The 18,279-nt window shown below is 38.8% G+C and carries 16 protein-coding genes; 4 read left to right on the forward strand and 12 right to left on the reverse strand.

What is annotated here, in order from left to right; all coding sequences use genetic code 11:
- Nucleotides 1-73: 73 nt before the first annotated feature.
- The 7 genes from HWQ49_RS13385 to HWQ49_RS13415 all read right to left on the reverse strand — a co-directional run bounded on the left by HWQ49_RS13385 (nt 74) and on the right by HWQ49_RS13415 (nt 7,137).
- Nucleotides 74-1,492, reverse strand: a complete 1,419-nt coding sequence (locus tag HWQ49_RS13385; RefSeq protein WP_188208139.1) for an MDR family MFS transporter — start codon at nt 1,490-1,492, stop codon at nt 74-76.
- 267 nt (nt 1,493-1,759) lie between these two features.
- A complete protein-coding gene (locus HWQ49_RS13390) occupies nt 1,760-3,157 on the reverse strand; it encodes a M20 family metallopeptidase (RefSeq protein ID WP_188208140.1) in 1,398 nt (465 codons plus the stop codon).
- A gap of 19 nt (nt 3,158-3,176) precedes the next feature.
- Nucleotides 3,177-4,571 carry a YfcC family protein gene (locus HWQ49_RS13395; RefSeq protein ID WP_188208141.1) on the reverse strand — a complete coding sequence of 465 codons (1,395 nt, stop codon included), beginning with the start codon at nt 4,569-4,571 and terminating at the stop codon, nt 3,177-3,179.
- Between the two features lie 165 nt (nt 4,572-4,736).
- Nucleotides 4,737-4,916, reverse strand: a complete 180-nt coding sequence (locus HWQ49_RS13400) for a hypothetical protein (protein WP_188208142.1) — start codon at nt 4,914-4,916, stop codon at nt 4,737-4,739.
- 159 nt (nt 4,917-5,075) lie between these two features.
- Nucleotides 5,076-5,348 carry a DUF3006 family protein gene (locus HWQ49_RS13405; protein ID WP_188208143.1) on the reverse strand — a complete coding sequence of 91 codons (273 nt, stop codon included), beginning with the start codon at nt 5,346-5,348 and terminating at the stop codon, nt 5,076-5,078.
- Nucleotide 5,349: 1 nt separating this feature from the next.
- Complete coding sequence (locus HWQ49_RS13410) at nt 5,350-6,597, reverse strand: MBL fold metallo-hydrolase (RefSeq protein WP_188208144.1); 1,248 nt, start codon at nt 6,595-6,597, stop codon at nt 5,350-5,352.
- Nucleotides 6,598-6,705: 108 nt separating this feature from the next.
- Nucleotides 6,706-7,137 (reverse strand): hypothetical protein, encoded by a 432-nt coding sequence (locus HWQ49_RS13415; RefSeq protein WP_188208145.1) that lies wholly within the window; start codon nt 7,135-7,137, stop codon nt 6,706-6,708.
- Between the two features lie 192 nt (nt 7,138-7,329).
- On the opposite strand from HWQ49_RS13415, the gene HWQ49_RS13420 reads away from it, so the two are divergent.
- Entirely contained in the window at nt 7,330-8,346 is a 1,017-nt protein-coding gene (locus HWQ49_RS13420) for a DUF2804 domain-containing protein (RefSeq protein ID WP_188208146.1), read from the forward strand.
- A 146-nt stretch (nt 8,347-8,492) separates the two neighbouring features.
- The gene (locus tag HWQ49_RS13425; RefSeq protein ID WP_188208147.1) at nt 8,493-8,762 is read left to right on the forward strand and encodes a hypothetical protein; all 270 of its coding nucleotides are present in this window, start codon (nt 8,493-8,495) and stop codon (nt 8,760-8,762) included.
- A 48-nt stretch (nt 8,763-8,810) separates the two neighbouring features.
- Here the strand turns inward: HWQ49_RS13425 and HWQ49_RS13430 are convergent, their stop codons facing one another.
- From HWQ49_RS13430 to HWQ49_RS13440, 3 genes are all read right to left on the reverse strand, one after another.
- Entirely contained in the window at nt 8,811-10,790 is a 1,980-nt protein-coding gene (locus HWQ49_RS13430) for a sensor domain-containing protein (protein ID WP_188208148.1), read from the reverse strand.
- Nucleotides 10,791-10,957: 167 nt separating this feature from the next.
- The gene (locus HWQ49_RS13435; protein WP_188208149.1) at nt 10,958-11,572 is read right to left on the reverse strand and encodes a YczE/YyaS/YitT family protein; all 615 of its coding nucleotides are present in this window, start codon (nt 11,570-11,572) and stop codon (nt 10,958-10,960) included.
- 115 nt (nt 11,573-11,687) lie between these two features.
- Entirely contained in the window at nt 11,688-11,957 is a 270-nt protein-coding gene (locus tag HWQ49_RS13440) for a hypothetical protein (protein ID WP_188208150.1), read from the reverse strand.
- Between the two features lie 122 nt (nt 11,958-12,079).
- Between HWQ49_RS13440 and HWQ49_RS13445 the strand changes: the two genes are divergently transcribed.
- On the forward strand, nt 12,080-13,270 hold the full coding sequence (locus HWQ49_RS13445; protein ID WP_188208151.1) for a conserved virulence factor C family protein: 1,191 nt from the start codon (nt 12,080-12,082) through the stop codon (nt 13,268-13,270).
- Nucleotides 13,271-13,458: 188 nt separating this feature from the next.
- On the opposite strand, the gene HWQ49_RS13450 is transcribed toward HWQ49_RS13445, so the two are convergent.
- Together HWQ49_RS13450 and HWQ49_RS13455 are read right to left on the reverse strand one after the other, a co-directional pair.
- Nucleotides 13,459-15,657: a S8 family peptidase gene (locus HWQ49_RS13450; protein ID WP_188208152.1), complete on the reverse strand. Its 2,199-nt coding sequence runs from the start codon at nt 15,655-15,657 to the stop codon at nt 13,459-13,461.
- Between the two features lie 190 nt (nt 15,658-15,847).
- Complete coding sequence (locus tag HWQ49_RS13455; protein ID WP_188208153.1) at nt 15,848-16,759, reverse strand: TIGR01777 family oxidoreductase; 912 nt, start codon at nt 16,757-16,759, stop codon at nt 15,848-15,850.
- Between the two features lie 152 nt (nt 16,760-16,911).
- Here HWQ49_RS13455 and HWQ49_RS13460 point away from each other — a divergent pair, with 152 nt between their 5' ends.
- A complete protein-coding gene (locus tag HWQ49_RS13460) occupies nt 16,912-18,165 on the forward strand; it encodes a GNAT family N-acetyltransferase (protein ID WP_188208154.1) in 1,254 nt (417 codons plus the stop codon).
- Nucleotides 18,166-18,279: the final 114 nt, after the last annotated feature.

An 18,279-nucleotide genomic window follows, 5' to 3' on the forward strand; every position in this document is an offset into this window, starting at 1 on the left:
ATGGTCATTTCTAACACCCGGTTAGAAATGACCATTTTTAATTACCATTTACTGGTTTTGTCCCAGCCACTCTTTATTTCTTGGTTAATTCTTGATTTTCTTTAACACTAATTCTATTCATAAAATAAGCAAGTACTAACCCAATGACCGCAAACACTCCAGATAGGAAGAATGATGCATTAACTCCTCGTAATTCACCAGTAATACCTTCTGTTGGTACAGCCAAAGTTACCATAATTGTGACCATAAGCGCCGTACTGATCGCACCTGACATTTGCCTTAGCGTATTATTTAACGCGGACCCATGCGGAATATACTTTGGTGGTAAGACGTTTAGCCCTGCCGTTGTCACTGGCATTAATACCATGGCTATACCTAACATGCGGAAGGCATTAACGGTTGTTAAATAAGTGAATGTTGTTTCTGGTGTTAAAACGGCAAACATAAAGGTCGTTATAATCACCATTGTTAAGCCAACATACAGCAACCATTTTGGACCGTATTTGTCGAATAACCGTCCCGTTATGGGGTTCATCGCTCCCATTAATGCCGCTCCTGGAAGTAACATAAGACCTGACTCAAAAGCGGTAAAACCGAGTGTATTCTGCATCATAATTGGTAGAATAATTGCTCCACCAATCATTGAGAAGAAGACAGTCATCCCAATTACCGTAGAAATCGTAAATATTTTATATTTAAAAATACGAAACTCTAAAATAGGTTGTTCCAATTTTAATTGTCGCTTGATAAAGATTGTTAACGTGATAGCCCCGACAATCGCTGATAAGTATACCTCTGGATGTGTCCAACCAACATTACCTGCAACACTGAAGGCATACAGTAATCCACCAAATCCTAGTGTCGAAAGTAAAATAGATAAAATGTCAATCCGTGGGAAATCTCGTTCGGTTACGTTTTTCAAAATTAAATAAGCCATAATAAGATCTAAAATAGCAATCGGTAAAATGACATAGAACAAACTACGCCAAACAAATTGTTCAACTAACCATCCTGAAAGTGTCGGCCCAATAGCTGGCGCAAAGGCAATAACTAGCCCAAATATACCCATAACAGATCCCCGTTTTTCAATCGGGAAGATTAAAAATATAATCGTCTGCATAAGTGGAAGAATAATCCCCGCACCAGCTGCTTGGAATATACGCCCAGCTAATAAAAGACTGAAATTCGGCGCAATCGCACAAATGAGTGTGCCAAACGTAAATAATCCCATCGCAGTAAGAAACAAGGCTCTCGTCGTGTATCTTCCTATTAGAAAAGCAGTGACGGGTATCATCACTCCATTTACAAGCATAAAAATCGACTGCAACCACTGTGCAGTCGCTTCATCAATCTGTAAGTCATCCATTATATGTGGTAACGCTGTTCCTAACAACGTCTGGTTTAAGATCGCCACAAACGCACCTGAAATTAGGACAATCATTAATGGTAAGCGTTTGATCGGCTCTTTTGGTTGGTCTTCTTCGTGTGTCATTCTATTCCTTCTTTCTAAATCTATATTGCCTAACAATATATAATAACAGATATATTTCGTTTTGCGAAGGAATTTATTTTATTAAATGAATTTAACCGTATTTTTCGGAATTTAACCGTATTTTACATATTTTAACCGTAAATCGGAAAATTTAACTGTAAAACCCCATAAATTAACTGTAAAACTCATCAATTTAACTGTATTTCTAAAATCAAAGTCTCGGCATTACGCCGAGACTTTGTTCAACTTATGATTTTTATGATTAACTTACTTTTCCAAACCTGGTTTGGCACCTTCAGGGATCGGCGAGATATATCCTATTTCTGCAGTACGCTCTTCAAGTTCACGCTTGGCTTGTGCTAATAACTCCTCATTCTGCATGACCTCAATGGCCGTTGCAGCCATCACTTTGCCAGCATAAAGCATACCCTTCTGCCCAATGGACATACCCACTTGTGAGACAGCCTGCCATGAATGAAGTGACGTGCCATTTGCAAAACAAGTCGTTAGACACTGTGTAGTTGGGGTAACCCAACTTACATCAGCGACATCTGTGGAACCAGTCATTTCATCAATTTCCTCACGATCGACAACAAAATCAGTTAAAGAATGACCTTTTAATCCTTTTGCCCAGTAGCTATCACGTTCTGCCTCCGATAAGGTCTCACGAATAGCTTTGGCAAACTCCCTCTCTTGATCGGTATAAGTAGGTGGGGCCATTCGCGTCATACTACTCTGAACGACATCATCCAGTACATGGTTATGCACAAGGTCAGATGAACCACTATCAAATACAATCTCAAGCTCGGTTTCTGTCATTAAAGCGGCACCCTCAGCAATTTTACACACCCGTTCATACATCTCTTTCGCCTGTGGTACTGTACGTCCTCGAATTAAATATAAAACCTCAGCATCTGATTGGACAACATTAGGTGAGTGTCCACCTGTATTCGTAACTGCATAATGTACTCGAGCTTCAGGAACAATATGCTCTCGCAAATAGTTGACCCCAATATTCATTAGCTCCACGGCATCGAGGGCACTGCGACCTAAGTATGGACTTGCTGCCGCATGTGCTGAACGCCCTTTGAACCGGAAATAAACTTGCTGTGTGGCTAAAACATCCATCCGCAGAACCGAATTGACAGGAGCTGGATGCCAACAAATCGCAAAATCGACATCAACAAATAAGCCTGCTTTCACCATATATGCTTTGGCATCACCACTTTCCTCAGCAGGACAACCATAATAACGAACTGTTCCTGATAAGCCATGTTCTTCCATGTAATCTTTTACGGCAACAGCTGATGCGAATGATCCGGTTCCTAAAAGGTTATGACCACACCCATGGCCATTTCCTCCTTTTTCTACCGGCTGATACTCACTAACACCTTTTTCTTGGCTTAAACCAGCAAGTGCATCATACTCTCCTAAAAAGGCAACGACTGGTTTACCACTACCAAAGCTGGCTACAAAAGCCGTCTTTATACCAGCCACTTCTTCTTCAACCGTGAAGCCCTGTTTAACCAAGTTTTCAGCAATATATTTTGCAGACTGCTTCTCTTGAAAGCTCGTTTCTGCAAATTCCCAAATCTTTTCACTCATCGAAACAAATAAATCACTCTTTTGTTCTATGAGATCTTCAATATTCTTAACATGATCCATTAACGACGCCCTCCTTAAGTTATGGTGTCCAAATAAATAAGTGTGCGACGGTTACGAAGATTGCACCTAATGCATAATGGATTAAAATAAGTGGCCAAATCCATTTAAACCATTTCACCCAAGATATCTTAGCCATCGCTAGAGCAGCCAGCAATAACCCTGCAGTTGGTGCAAAAATATTTGAAATTCCATCGCCCATTTGGAAGGCTAAAACAGCTGTTTGTCGGTCAACACCCACTAAATCGGATAGTGGTGCCATAATCGGCATACTTAAAGCCGCTTGACCACTGCCAGAATTCACAACAAAGTTTAGAATACTTTGAGTAAAGTACATACCCATCGCTGCTAAGCCAGCTGGCAAACCTGATACTAACTCAGTGACACCATGTAAAATAGTATCGATAATATATCCATTCTCTAAAATAACAAGCGATGCGTAGGCAAAACCAACAACAAGCGCACCAACAACAAGTTCCTGACACCCCCGCACAAACGCCTCTGCAATTTCATTGACACGCATTCGGTTAATAAAACCAACCAAAATTCCCATAATTAAAAAGATCGCTGAAATCTCTGGAATATACCAGCCATACTCCATTACTCCAAATGCTAAAGCAATAAGTGTCGCCCCAAGAACACCGATCGTCCATTTCTGTCTCACATTTAACTTTTCATGTTCGTTCTCTGTGCTCTGTTCCTCTCTTTGTTGGTCTTCTTCATACACCAAGCTCTTCGTTGGATCTTTTTTAACTTTTTTAGCATAACGCATAACATACCAAATACTTACTGCTAAGAAAATTAAGTAAAAGAAAACACGCACTTCGAGCCCCGAGAAAATTGGAACTTCAGCTAACCCTTGAGCAACACCGATCGTAAAAGGATTCATAAATGCTGCGGTAAAGCCAGCTGACACACCCACCAACACTACTGCTGTACCGACCAATGAATCAAACCCTAGCTTCATCATCAGTGGGACCAAAATTAATATAAACGGTAAGGCTTCCTCAAACATTCCGAAAGTAGCACCCGCCGCACTAAAGAAGATCATCACAACAGGAATCAGGTAGAGTTCTTTACCAACCATTTTATGCGATAGTGAAGCAAATGCACTCTCTATAGCATGTGTTTCACGAAAAACCTGAAAGGCTCCCCCTACAATAAAAATAAAGAAGATGATCATGGCACTATCAAGCATCCCCTGGTGAATCGATGTGAAAAACTCTAAAAACCCAGTCGGATTTGAATCCACACTTTGATAGGTACCATCAACAACTACTGTTTGTCCATCATCATTAGTTGTTCGTTCATACTCACCCGCCGGAACAAGATAGGTAAGTACAGCCATTATAATCGCTAATACAAATAATATGACAAACGCGTGTGGCGTCTGAAATTTTTTCTTTTGTTCTGTCATTAGTTCTCTTCCCCTCTATAAATTGAATTAATTTAATTTTATTACTTAATAAACAATCAATCAATTGTATATTTATTCATAAACTAAATTCATTAGAAATAGAAAAAGAGAAGATATACTAGATCAAAAGCTATCTCACAAAAAATTTTCACTAAAAAACCATCGTCACGCGAACGATGGCCCATTTAAATGTATACCTATTAAATTAGATGACACCTGTATTGATTCATCAATCATTTCATTTTTCTCAATATAAGTTAGCGTACCATAAGTAATCAAAATCAAAATAATGACAATAATAATCAGGGCAAGGACAACTTTTTTCCCACTAAAGTTCGAATTCATGCTTATGCCTCCATTTTAGTTCACTGACTACCATTATAATTGTTGTGAATGATGATGCAAGTTATTAACTTTGATAAACAATCTAATAAAGAACTGTTCCCTTAGTTGAGGCAACTTTAGGGACAGTTCTTTTTCTAGTCCCTTACCTACTAACCTTTTTTACTTCTTTTTAAATTTACTCCCTTTACTTTTGGATCGAAGTCGGTTGAGTCGATTAGTAGTTGACTGCTTTTGCTCATCAGTTTTGATTTGATTAATCACCAGTTCCCTAACTTGATCTCCTTCTAATGCTATATCAAACCATGTCCCTTCCTGACTACCTTTGGGTAATTCATCTAGGTTTAACGTTACTTCCTTTTTAAGTGACTCAATAAGGATGGTAGCTTTTTGACCATCAACTATTCGATCAAGAACTCCCTGATATGTTTTCATCTTAACCTCCTACACATGCTAAACCTTCTGATTCAATATCTCCTAATCGGCCTCCACCAATACCGTGGACCTGCGTTAAATCTTCTACACGGTTAAAAGGTCTCAGGTCAATAATCTGTTGTGCACGGTCTGGTCCGATATGAATAATCTCCTGTAATTCCTCGTATGATGCTGAATTTATATCCACACAATGATCTACTGATTCCTCTTGTTCAGGCTGATTAGAATCCTGTTCTGTTGATTCCGACTCACTAGGCTCTTCAGCTGCTGGTGTAATCGTACCATCTCGTCGCGTCTCTACCTGATACGCCTCGCCATCAGTTGTTACTACGATCGTCCCATGAACGTCAGTGCCATACAAATCAATCCCAGAAGCTTGCACTCGTTCAACAACCTCTTCGTGTGGATGTCCATAACTATTATTGGCTCCGGCAGAGTAAATGGCAACTTCAGGGTTAACCGCCGCTAAGAAATCGGGCGATGTTGAGGTGCTTGAACCATGGTGACCTAACTGTAAAATATGGGCATCAAGTTGAGCGTTCCCTCTTAACATAGCCGCTTCACCTGTCGCTTCTGCATCACCTGTAAATAAGAATGAAATGTCGCCGTAAGTCATCCTAGTTGACACCGAGTCGTCATTGAAATCCCCAGTTAACTGACTAGGGTGAAGCACCTCAACTTCAAGCACACCAATTTCGTATGCTTCTCCTACACGTGGTTCATGATAGCCAACATCATTCGTCTCAATAGCAGCAAGAGCATTTTCATAAGTCTGTGATGTTCCTTCATTTCCCGTCATCCAAACTTCATCTACACTAAAGTTCTCTACGACTTCTTCCATTTGTCCAATATGATCCGCGTGAACATGCGTGCCGATTAACAAATCCAACTGTTCAACACCAAGGTCATTTAAATAATAAGTAACATCGCTACTCGTCCAATCCCCTGTATCAATTAAAATGTGGTAATCTTCACCCTCATGTGTATAAGTTAATAAAGTGGAATCTGCCTGACCCACATCAAAATAATGGGCGGTTAACTCATCCTCAATTTCACTCGATGGTTTCTCATCCTTTTCATTGGTTGGTTCCTTGACATCCATTGATTGACCTGCTTCAGGCACCACTTCTTTTTGTTCTGGTACTTGATCGCCACTAGTCTGATGCTGTGCAGATTCTCCTCCAGTTCCACAACCTGCAAGCACTATGATAACTGAAGCGATCACGACTGATAAATAAGCCTTCCTCATCTCACCTCTTCCTTTCCTGCATCCCTCATAACCTAAAAATAATGACCAGCATAACTAGCTTCCGATCCCGATATACTGTTCACTAGCTATTCCTCATTTAAATTCTCTCTATTCTTTTAACGATTTAAATCCATACTTTTTCCCATTTTCATAGTACTGTATGGCTCCAGAGGCTACTGAGAAAAAGACGACAATCATTAGCAACATAATCGTAGCCGAAACAGGCATCTCTTTCATCAGCCAAACTGGGGTCCTTCCCTCCGCAACATATTGTCCGAACAACGTTGCCCAAACGATAACGACAAATGAAATAACACTGTACCTAAAAATCACCTGCCATTTATTTTGCTGACGCAATTGCTTCCATTTTTGATATCTTTTTTCTTTAATTTGCTCTTCCTGAAACAGTCTGATCATCGCAAAAACTAGTAATGGAGTCATTACTAAGTAATAACTCAGTACCGAATGAAAATCGACAACTAAAGGAAAAGCTAATATAACTAGAACTAACAATATGAATAACACGTTCCTCCCACTCATTAAACCACCCTTTCTAGTGGGGAAACTTACAACTTTACCCCAAATTGATGATTCACCACTTATATCAATGTATTCAACGTTACAGATCTAAAATCCTATTATAACAAACATTTAACAGATTTTTACCATATAAAAAGGAATATCCCTTGCTGATACCGTAATTAGTAAATAAGACCTTTAGGAGGTATGCTCATGGCGTCAGAAGAAATCATTGAACCGGTTCAATTATGTAATCGGAAGGGAAATATTAATCAAAAAAGTGTAGGTTGGTCTCGTACACCACTAACTTCTTGTAATCTAAACGGTAGTTTTTTACGAAAGAAGAAATGGAATTATTGGTGCTTTACAAGCGATGAACTCTTATTTTCGATTACACTTTCTCACTTAGATTACGCAGCTGTTGTATTTGCTTATGTACTAGATTTAGAGACATTGAATTTCAAGGAAAAGTCAGTCCTGATGCCACTAGGAAAAGGACTCATTATCCCTGATAATGTTTGGGAAAGTGCCTATTTTGAAAAGAGTGGTATTTCAGTTGAGTTTGTGGAGATGGGTGATGCGACAAGAATCCATGTGAGTTGGGATGCCTTTCATGATCAACAAAAGCTTGAAGCACACCTATTAGTTGATCGCACATATGATCATGACTCCCTTAACGTCGTCATTCCTTGGAGTCATAAACGCTTTCAATACACATCCAAACAAGTGGCTCTACCCGTACGGGGTGAAGTTAAGTGGTCAGCAGGAACGTATTCCTTTCAACCGACATATGCGTTTGCGACGTTAGACTTCGGGCGTGGGAAGTGGCCTTATCATGCTAGATGGAACTGGGGAGCTGCTGCCGGGTTCGTGAATAACAACAGAGTTGGCGTTAACTTTGGAGGGCAATGGACAACAGGGACTGGTCAAACGGAAAATGGAATTATCGTCAACGGGCACCTCCATAAAATAAACGATGAATTAGACTGGCTTTACGACAGACACAATTATATGAAAACATGGGTTATACAAACCTCTCATTCTGATCGTGTCAAACTTGTATTTGACCCTATATTCGAACGCGTATCTAAAACTAACAGTGGCCCGGTCAAATCGAAGGTACACCAAATTATTGGGCATTACTCCGGAACCGTACAACTTCACCATGGTGAGGAACTTGAGTTTCACAAGCTACTGGGTTGGGCTGAGGATCATGAAGCGAAGTGGTAATTTCAGGACAATCCAGAAGGTAAAAGAACACTATGCGAAATTTTAAAATAATTTACCCCTTGTCTGCGTATGATTTAATATAGGAGAAAAGCTTGGTTCGTTAAAACTGACAAGACCGTCAAGTAAAAGTCATAGGGGCTGGTTGTTTGAGCTTTGCACATCATTTTGTCTTATTAATCGTCACGATCGGATTGGCTCTTATACTACGTGTCGTTCAACTTCGTAGTTTTACAAAAATTGATCTATATATCTTTGTGTTTGGACCACTTTTGATCATGAGCGTCATCATGCTTTTCTTTGCCTTAATGGATGTTAATCGAATGGTATTTATAGATATCGGGCGAACTATGGCCATACATACCACTTTTGGACTTCTCTCCGGTTACTTTTTTAACCAAGTGATCCAACGGTTATAAAGTTTATGATAGCAAAAGGATGGGACAAAATATTGCCCCATCCTCTTTTTAATCTCTTTTAAACCTGTTCAAGATTTTTGTAATTGGATTGACATTTAAGTCTTGAACTTTAGGTAAATCTGTTCGATAGAATTGATAAGTATTTTTACCCTTACTCTTAGCGACATACATGGCATGGTCAGCCTTATTAATTAAGGTATCCATATCCTTCGCATCTTTCGGATACATACTTATACCGATACTAGGTGAGATTTGTACCTCTTCACCCTTTATTTTGATTGGTTTTGACAAGGATTCGATGATCCTTTGTGCAGCGCCTACAGTTCCTTCTTCACTTTCATCTTCAAGGACCACAATGAATTCATCTCCTCCAAGTCTTGCAATAAAATCCTCTTCTCGTAAATTATTGACAAAACGTGAGGAGATGACCTTCAATAACTCATCACCTGCATCGTGACCGAGTTGGTCATTGACAATCTTGAAACCGTCTAAATCGATAAATAGAGTGCTAATGTTTTCACCGTGACGTTTTGACTTAGCCATCAATCGATTCATATGATCCTCTAGAAATTGGCGATTAGGTAATTCCGTCAGTTCATCGTAATAAGCCATATGTCGGAGCTGTTCTTCTAGTTCTTTTCGTTCCGTAATATCTCTCGAAACGAGCAAGATTTCATCCGGAAGTTGAACAGCTCCATCAAAATGCTCTTCGTTAAATAATGGTGAAGCTTTAACCTGAATCCATAGCCATTTACCAGATTGATGTCGAATCCGGTATTCAGCCTCCTGAGTCACACCCGTAGCCATGATGTTATAATATAACTCTTTCATCACATCCTGATCATCAGGATGAACAAAGGATAGAGCGTCGTTCCCTTCGAACTCTTCATGACTAAATCCTAAAAACCAATTATGAGAAGGGGATGAATAAACAATTTTGCCATCTTTATTAACGATAGCAATTAGGTCATTCATATTGTTAGCAATAACTTGATATTGACGTCTCGTTTCTGTTAAGGCCTGCTCGATCTCTTTACGTTCAGTGATATCGCGATCAATGGTCAATATACAAGGCTCGCCTTGGAAAACAATAGGGACTCCAACAGATTCAACATCCCTTTCACGACCATCAAGTGAAACAATCTTCTGTTCAACTGGTTTAGGAAAACGAGCATTCATACCCTCTTCATCAATCCAAGTCATTAAATTCTGCTCATAACCATACTGTATGAAATCGTATATAGGTTTACCTTCAATATCCTCAACACTTTGACCACCTAACATTTCCCGGGCTCGGTCATTGGCAAAGACGATTTTCTCATCTTTTTGGACAATAACCGCATCTGGCAATAGTTCAATTAAGCTACGATATTGTTCTTCACTTTGCTTAATTCTTCGCTTGGTTTCAACTTGATCAGTTACATCATGAGACACAGAAAAGGCTCCAATTACTCGACCCTTATGATCTTTTAAACATTTAGCATTCACAGAAAGATACTTATTAACACCATTTTCAGATTTAGCTAACAATTGTTGATCCTTAACTTTCTCATTATTCAATGCTCGGATTAATGGCAATTCATTAGGCGCCAAGAGCTCGTTCGTTTCAGGATCGAAATACTGCACATATGACGTCCACTTCTCAAACGGGATATAGTCGTCGTACTCCAAATCAATATACTCACTGATCTTAGAATTAGTTCGTGTCAAATTTCCGTTCTGATCACAAACAATGAAACCTTCATACATATTTTCAAAAATACTTTCCATGAACTGTTCATGACTCTCTATTTCATTAAGGTGATGCTGTGTTTGTTTTAGAAATATCAAGATCACTGGAGCTACTATTAACAGAACAAAACCTAAATCAAAAAAGAATTTTAGATCTAATCCGTCTACTTGAATTGGACCGAATACAATGTCAAATAATCGATAGGCGAACTGCCCAATTAATAATATGACAATGATCATGATAAATTTCATCAAGATCGGATATTTTTTATACTTTACTGAGTCCTTAGTGTTCATTACGGACCTCCACACATATTAAAATTCGACAAGGATTGTTAATCACAAAGTTATCAGAAATACCATTCCCAAATTGACGATATCTCAAACTAATTTCCTACACTTATCTTGTCTATATGTGGTGGCGAAAGTCCTACAATGCTATTGGCGAATAGCAAATAAAACCACTATGCTGCTAATCGTGCTTTCATCTTATCTAAAGTCTTAAAGGACAATTGAACTAATGGACCAATCCCAAATGCGACAATAATCGTCCCAACTCCAACTGGGCCACCAATAAAAAACGCAATGATAAGGATTAAAATCTCTAACCCCGACTTAGAAACAGCTAAACTTAAACCTAACCTTTTGTGTACAGCCATCATCAAGTTATCGATCGGATTACGTGCAAAATCCAACTGCAAGTAGCTTCCAATTCCAGCACCCATACAGATAATACCTAGAATAAATAGAGCGATCCGTGCTACAAAATCACTTACCGTAACCCCATCAAATACGATTAGTAACCAAAAATCGATAAAAACACCGATTAGGAAAATCGTAATGATCGCTGAGTAATCAAAGCGGTCTTTTAGCAGATAAGCATTGATAATAATTAATAAGATCCCTACAATGAATATCCACGAACCAACAGTTAATCCTATTAGCTCTGATAACCCGACAAATAAGGCATCCCAAGCACCAACGCCCAAACCAGACAAAATAAGCATCGTTACGCCAAATGACAGCGTTAACATACCTAACACATAACAAACAATCGAATATATTAGCTCTTTTTTCATTTTTTACACCTTTTCTCTACTATGATTAATTGCAACTAAGATATCTTATCATAATGGAAAATTGAATAGCAATGAATAAAATAAGTCGGAAATAAATACCGTTTCTCGGTAATCATTAGCTTAACAAGTTTGACAAAACAATGGAAAACAAGGCGAAGAAAAAGAAAGCTTGGCTTAATATAAACAAAGATAAAAGGATATAGATATTAAAGTCCTTATCTCCCTTTTGCCATTGATCAAGTGCATAAATTGAATAAGCTAAACCACCTAAAAAGATAATAACCCAAAACCAATTAGTGGAAAAAAACACAATGAATAACAAGAAAATAAATAAAAAGATAACACCAGCTATGTTTTTACCAACATGAAAAGGAATTTGATTCATGATTAGCCTCCATATAAATTATACTTCTATCAATATCATATGTTCCAATTCGAAGACCAATCCTTCTTTTGTTATACTTTAATAAAATAATTCTAACGGTACATTTCAAGAGGAGGAGCACTATGAAGATCATATCCATTGAACCTACTCCGAGTCCTTACTCGATGAAGATTATTGTTAATGAACGTTTATCAGATATGGAAACAGAAAATTTCACTAAGAGCGATGACTTAAATATGGCCCCACAATATGTTCAAGATTTATTTAAGATTGATGGGGTTAAAGAACTCTATCGCGTCATAGATTTTATTGCCCTTGAGCGCGATCCAAAAGTGGAGTGGGAAGTGATCTTACCCCAAGTCAAAGCAGTCATGGGATCCACTGATGATTTAGCCACTGAGGATATGAACAGTGACCAAGAGGTTGAAGAATCCTTCGGTGAAGTTAAGGTTTTCATTCAATTATTTAGAGGGATTCCCTTGCAAGTCAAGCTAGAAGAAAAAGATGGAGAGAAGCGTTTTGGTTTGCCTCAACGTTTTACAGACGCTGCTATGGAAGCATCTAAAGACACGACCAATATGTTAATGGAACGCAAATGGGTTGAGCATGACCCTCGTTATGGTGATGCTGAAGAGATTGGACCCGATATCGTCGACGAGATAGAAGCCACATACGATGAAAAGCGTTTAAATACACTTGTTTCATTGGCACAAACCGGAGATGTGTCGGAAACAAGACAGGCCAAACAGCTTGAACCACTCACAACAGTGAAACTTGAACAAGATGATTGGAAAGCTCGTTATGCTGCTTTAGACCGGATGCCGGATCCTACAGTAAAGGATTTACCCTTACTGGAAAAAGCGTTAGACGACCCGAAAATGTCGATCCGACGCTTAGCGACAGCCTACTTAGGAATGATCGAAGAAAAAGAAGTTCTTCCACATTTATACAAGGCATTAGATGATAAGACGGTAACGGTAAGAAGAACTGCTGGTGACTGTCTATCTGACTTAGGTTTCACTGAAGCCATTCCGAAGATGATTGACAGATTAAAAGACCCCAGTCGAATTGTACGCTGGCGGGCGGCGATGTTTCTATACGAATATGGGGATAAAACAGCTATTGCTGCTTTAGAAGATGCTCTAAATGACCCTGAATTTGAAGTGAGAATGCAAGCTAAAATGGCCTTAGCTCGAATCCAAGAAGGCGAAAAAGCACAAGGTTCTATTTGGAAACAAATGACAGATATGACTAAAATGAAAAAAGAACAAAAAAGTAAATCGGACTGTCCCCAAAGCCATAAAAATCGCTAAAAAGGCACTCTGTAGCAAAAAAATCGCCTCTTTCGTTAATTTGTAAGTGATAAACCAACAAGCAACGAAACCGAGGCGATTTTATTATGAGTAACACTTGGGCTACTATTTTAAAAATTATAAACATGGAGCAAAACTGGTTTTAGTCATTCAGAAAGAGGGTTCTGGTCAACCTCTTCCACTTGAATTTACTCTCTTCCTACTAAATCCTGTTCGTAAGTCTGAATACCAGCGGAGTCAACCACATTCAACTTTATGATCCAAGGAGCTTTTGCAGTCATTTTTAAATCTGATTCACTCAAGGTAAAGTCATGATCTTTATTTGTGAAATCAGCTTTTGTAAAGTGGTGAAGTACATTACCATTAGCTGATTCAACGGTCAAATCAATTGTTTCTATATCCTCAAGACCATCACGGTCCGTAACAGTCGCTGTAACATCTATTCCCTGATCTCCAGAAATTTGATCCGGCGTAACTTCTAAAGCAACTTCTGGATCATAGTTTAAGTCTTCAGGATATTCAACCTGCCACTTTCCTTCGTAACTAGTCAATAAATTAGTACGTCCATCTATTCGAACGGTCCATGTTCCTGGCTCAGGGAAGTTGATTGACACATAACGTTCATCTACTATATCTAATAGCCCTGCCGACTGAGCATCAGCTGCATCCACATCTGTCACATCACTACCTGGACCATAAAGTGAAATATATATATTCTCTAGTTCTAGTGACCATGAAAGGTCTGCGTATGCCTTTAGAGCTCCTTCCTTCACCTCAAAGGTATGGGTCTCATATCCTTCATTTGTTTCCCATGAATTAGGCGCGACACTTCCTTCATAGGCACCTTCTTCAGTGACCACATTTTCAGGATATTCAAATGATACAAGGTCATCCATCGTTACTTGATCTGGTATATCATTATGAATAGCACGTTCTACTGCCTCTTTAGCGTCTACAAAACCCGCACCTGCTTCAAACTCTTCATATCCATGCATAACATCCTTATTGGCGGTTACCTCCAATAACCTAATCAATTCGATTGGACTTAAGGTACCCTCATTATTTTGTTCATAAGCATCAATAACCAGGGTTAAAATTCCTGTAACCATAGGTGTTGCCATTGAAGTACCACTAGCCGAACCGTAGTAAGTTCCACTTAACGTCATAGCATGCAGTGGATTTTGGGCTGACACTATATTCTCTCCGGGAGCTACTACTGATGGACGGTATAAACCTATAGGTTGATTTTCAAAATCCCAGTTGTCTTGCTCTTCCTCATTAGCCGAATAATAGGCTTTTGCATTCGCAAGTGCCTCTTCACGATCAAAGTTGCCATTTTCCTTACCACGCGAAGAGAAGTCAGTCACATTATATGACTTATCTGTAGCACCAATCCCTAAAACATATGGTGATGCTGAATAAGGGTTACATGTATTACTATCAGAGCCTTCATTTCCGTAAGCAAATACACTTAATACCCCTAACTCATACGCTTCCTTTGCTGCTATATTAGTAGAATTATTTGGATCAAACTCACATCCATCTGATCCCCAACTATTTGAAATCAGTCGAATATCTGCTTCATCATTTTTCACAAGGTCAATAATATGATCATAGGCTTCCAGAGTATAAACTAAAGCCATACCAGTAGATGTGCTGTAGCTGTGTACCTCTGCATCTGGTGCCATACCTCTAAGTTGACCATCAGATGCCTCTCCACTACCGGCAATCGATCCGTAGACATGCGTTCCATGTCCATATTCATCATTATTGACAGGTGCTCCCTCATCTAACTCGATATCAAAAACACTCGTTTCTAAATCTATCCCATCTGGTGTCGAACTTACATATAAATTATCCTCAGTCACAATTGTCCCTGCTACTTGCCAATTGCGAACTTGATTATCTTGAACATCAGGATGTAATCCGTCTAGCCCTGTATCAATAATCGCTATTTCTACACCCTCTCCTGTATAACCAAAAGAGTCCTGAAGATCATCTACACCCGTCATTTCACGTCCTTCTGCATTAAATAGTGATAAACTTTGGTTAGGTTCTATATAACGAACCTCATTCCACTCAGAGATGTCTGCAATTTCACTTTGATTTAATAGAATTCGTGCGAAGGGTAAATGATCATATGAATGATAGCTCCGACTATAATCATCTAATTTAGATACACTATCTAAATCGTCAAAAACAACGATCACATCATGATACATCCCCTCATCCGCAACTTCTAAAGTTTCAATTAGTGTATCAGATAATTTCTCAGTTAACCCTAATACAGAAGCATTTGATTGATTGAAGTTAACGGCTGATAATAGAGTCATAAAAAATAATATGATAACAGCTACTATTCCTAATTTCTTAACTCTAACTGACATTCCATAACCCTCCATAAATTAGTTTTACAATTTGATTATAGAGGAAATTTACTTCAGTATGTTGAAAAGTCAGAAAAATAGGAATTTATAACTCCAAAATATACCATGGAACAGCTAATGATTACCTAATTCTGTTCCAATATATTACAAGAAAAATTAAAGAGAACTGTACTCAACAGACTCTCATTAGCTAAACCAACTCGCTTAAGGTCTTTTTCAAATCAGTATATTTAAACTGAAAGCCTTCGTTCTCTAATCGTTTAGGGATACAGTTCCTGCCTGTTAACGCTAAGCTCGGTTCAGTTCTCATAATTAAATATGCTCCTAACCAAACAAATGGCGTTGGTGCAGGCGGTGCCCAACCTTTCCCCATCGACTCTCTTAACTCTTTCATAAAAGTTTGATTCGTTACCGGGGTAGGTCCTGTTGCATTATAAATGCCTTGATAGCGCTCATTTTCAATCGCTTCTAGGAACATACGGTTTAAATCATCTATATGTAACCAGCTAATATACTGCTTCCCAGATCCTACCGTACCTCCTAGACCATATCGTGCTAATTTTTTTAAAGGTTCTAATGCTCCACCATTTTCCCCCAAAACAAAGCCAATCCGAAACATCACTTGCCTCGTTTGATCAAAGGATTGTTTAAAAAACTCTTCCTCCCACCATTCGCAAACCTGAACAGAAAAACCTTTACCATGTGGAGCTTCTTCATCACACACTTCACTCGTATTACCATAGATCGCTAAAGAGCCTGCTTGCACAACGACAGACGGTGGTTGCTCACAACGATTGATTGCTTCTGACACAGCACGTACCGACTCCACTCGTGATGATACAATCTCTTCCTTATTTGATTTTGTGTAAATACAATTGACACTCTTACCTGTGAAATTAACGACAGCCACACTACCTTCTATTTCGTTGACCCACTCACCTAAATTGCGACTGTCCCATTGAACATATTTAATTCCATCCTCACTTGATTCTGGTACTCGCCTTGTCAAAACAACAACATCATAATCTCGTTCCTTCAAATATGCAGCAAAAGCCTTTCCTAAGAAACCTGATCCTCCCGGAAGAACGACACGCTTTCTCACCTAATCACTCCTTTAAGTAATAATTTATCATACTTTTCTCAAAACTTCTTCCACCGTTATGAGTTTTGGGGGGTGAGCCAACAAGATTTTACCTTCCTCTTGGCTAATTTTCTGATTAGTTCTATAATAACTCTAGACAAGGAGGCTAAATCATGCACGAAGTAAGAAAAATTAAAGAAGAAGAATACAGAGATCTTGTCATCTTACATGAGCAAGCTTATACGGCTCATGCCGCTGAAAACGATGAAGAGATTGATCAATTAGTTAAAAAAGAAAAGGAGAATTTAAACGCCGCCCGTGGTGTTCAGCCATATGGTGTGTTCAAGAACAATCAGTTAATCGGCTCCATGAAATTGTTCGACTTTGAGATGAATGTGTTTGGAAGCTTTTTACCTACTGGAGGTCTAAGCTCTGTAGCCGTTGATTTGTTACATAAGAAGGAGCGAGTGGCTAAGTCATTGGTTGACTTTTATCTAAAACATTATGACGAGCGTGGGTACTCACTGGCTGCTTTGTACGCTTTTCGCCCTGATTTTTATTATCAAATGGGCTTTGGCTATGCAACCAAGAAAGATGTCTACACCGTGGCACCACACGCCTTTCCGAATTTTAAACACAAAAATGATTTAACTTATCTGAAAAAAGGCGATGAACAATTACTTGTTGATTGCTATAACGAATTTGCAAGTCAGCATCACGGTCTAATTAAAAAAATTAAACTCCAATATCAACGAACTCTTGAAAAATTTCAATATAAAGTTGTTGGGATTAAAAAGAATGACAAGCTGACAGGTTATGCGATTTTTTCCTTTAAAAAGCGTGAGGAAAACAATTTTCTTTCTAACAATATATCCCTCCATGAATTTGTCTACCAAGATCGAGATGCACTGCAGCAATTATCAACCTTTTTCCATACACAAAAAGACCAAGTTCACCGAATTACTTTTCCAACGCAAGACCCGGCGATTCACCATTTTTTCACTGATGCACGCGATGGATCAGATGAGTTAGTGAATTTTGTTTATCATCAAACCAATAAATCTGGACTTGGCCTCATGTACCGAGTTATTAATGCCAAGCGATTCTTTCAACAAGTTAGTAAACATAACTTTAACAACAGTAATCACTCGATCACTTTCCAGATTTCGGACACGATGTATCCTGCGAATGCTGGCGAGGTGACGGTTAAATTCACCAATGGGAAACCAACTGTGGTTCAAGGTGCAAAAGCAGATACGATCGTTAAGATGGATATAGCTGATTTCTCTAGTTTAGTTTTAGGAGTTGTAGAATTTGAGAAGCTTCATTTATATGGCAAAGTTGACGTGTCTAATGAAGAACATGTCAAAGCAATTAATGACACCTTCTACACACGCGAAAAACCTATTTCAATGACTAATTTTTAATGATTAAAAAGGCATAGGGATTTTTCCTCCCTAAGCCTTTTCTTATTAATTCTTAACAAATTATTGAGCTGTACAGCCACCTCTTTAGCAGCACCCAAACGACCAATTGGATGA

This window comes from Alkalibacillus aidingensis, assembly GCF_014595945.1.
Lineage (GTDB): Bacteria > Bacillota > Bacilli > Bacillales > Alkalibacillaceae > Alkalibacillus > Alkalibacillus aidingensis.

Bases quoted from the DNA above. Each gene is read 5' to 3' on its own strand.
- HWQ49_RS13420 (WP_188208146.1), top strand. From the start codon at position 7,330: ATGGCGTCAGAAGAAATCATTGAACCGGTTCAATTATGTAATCGGAAG.
- HWQ49_RS13440 (WP_188208150.1), bottom strand. From the start codon at position 11,957: ATGAATCAAATTCCTTTTCATGTTGGTAAAAACATAGCTGGTGTTATC.
- HWQ49_RS13460 (WP_188208154.1), top strand. From the start codon at position 16,912: ATGCACGAAGTAAGAAAAATTAAAGAAGAAGAATACAGAGATCTTGTC.
- HWQ49_RS13450 (WP_188208152.1), bottom strand. From the start codon at position 15,657: ATGTCAGTTAGAGTTAAGAAATTAGGAATAGTAGCTGTTATCATATTA.
- HWQ49_RS13410 (WP_188208144.1), bottom strand. From the start codon at position 6,597: ATGAGGAAGGCTTATTTATCAGTCGTGATCGCTTCAGTTATCATAGTG.
- HWQ49_RS13445 (WP_188208151.1), top strand. From the start codon at position 12,080: ATGAAGATCATATCCATTGAACCTACTCCGAGTCCTTACTCGATGAAG.
- HWQ49_RS13395 (WP_188208141.1), bottom strand. From the start codon at position 4,571: ATGACAGAACAAAAGAAAAAATTTCAGACGCCACACGCGTTTGTCATA.
- HWQ49_RS13430 (WP_188208148.1), bottom strand. From the start codon at position 10,790: ATGAACACTAAGGACTCAGTAAAGTATAAAAAATATCCGATCTTGATG.
- HWQ49_RS13390 (WP_188208140.1), bottom strand. From the start codon at position 3,157: ATGGATCATGTTAAGAATATTGAAGATCTCATAGAACAAAAGAGTGAT.
- HWQ49_RS13400 (WP_188208142.1), bottom strand. From the start codon at position 4,916: ATGAATTCGAACTTTAGTGGGAAAAAAGTTGTCCTTGCCCTGATTATT.
- HWQ49_RS13385 (WP_188208139.1), bottom strand. From the start codon at position 1,492: ATGACACACGAAGAAGACCAACCAAAAGAGCCGATCAAACGCTTACCA.
- HWQ49_RS13435 (WP_188208149.1), bottom strand. From the start codon at position 11,572: ATGAAAAAAGAGCTAATATATTCGATTGTTTGTTATGTGTTAGGTATG.
- HWQ49_RS13415 (WP_188208145.1), bottom strand. From the start codon at position 7,137: ATGAGTGGGAGGAACGTGTTATTCATATTGTTAGTTCTAGTTATATTA.
- HWQ49_RS13405 (WP_188208143.1), bottom strand. From the start codon at position 5,348: ATGAAAACATATCAGGGAGTTCTTGATCGAATAGTTGATGGTCAAAAA.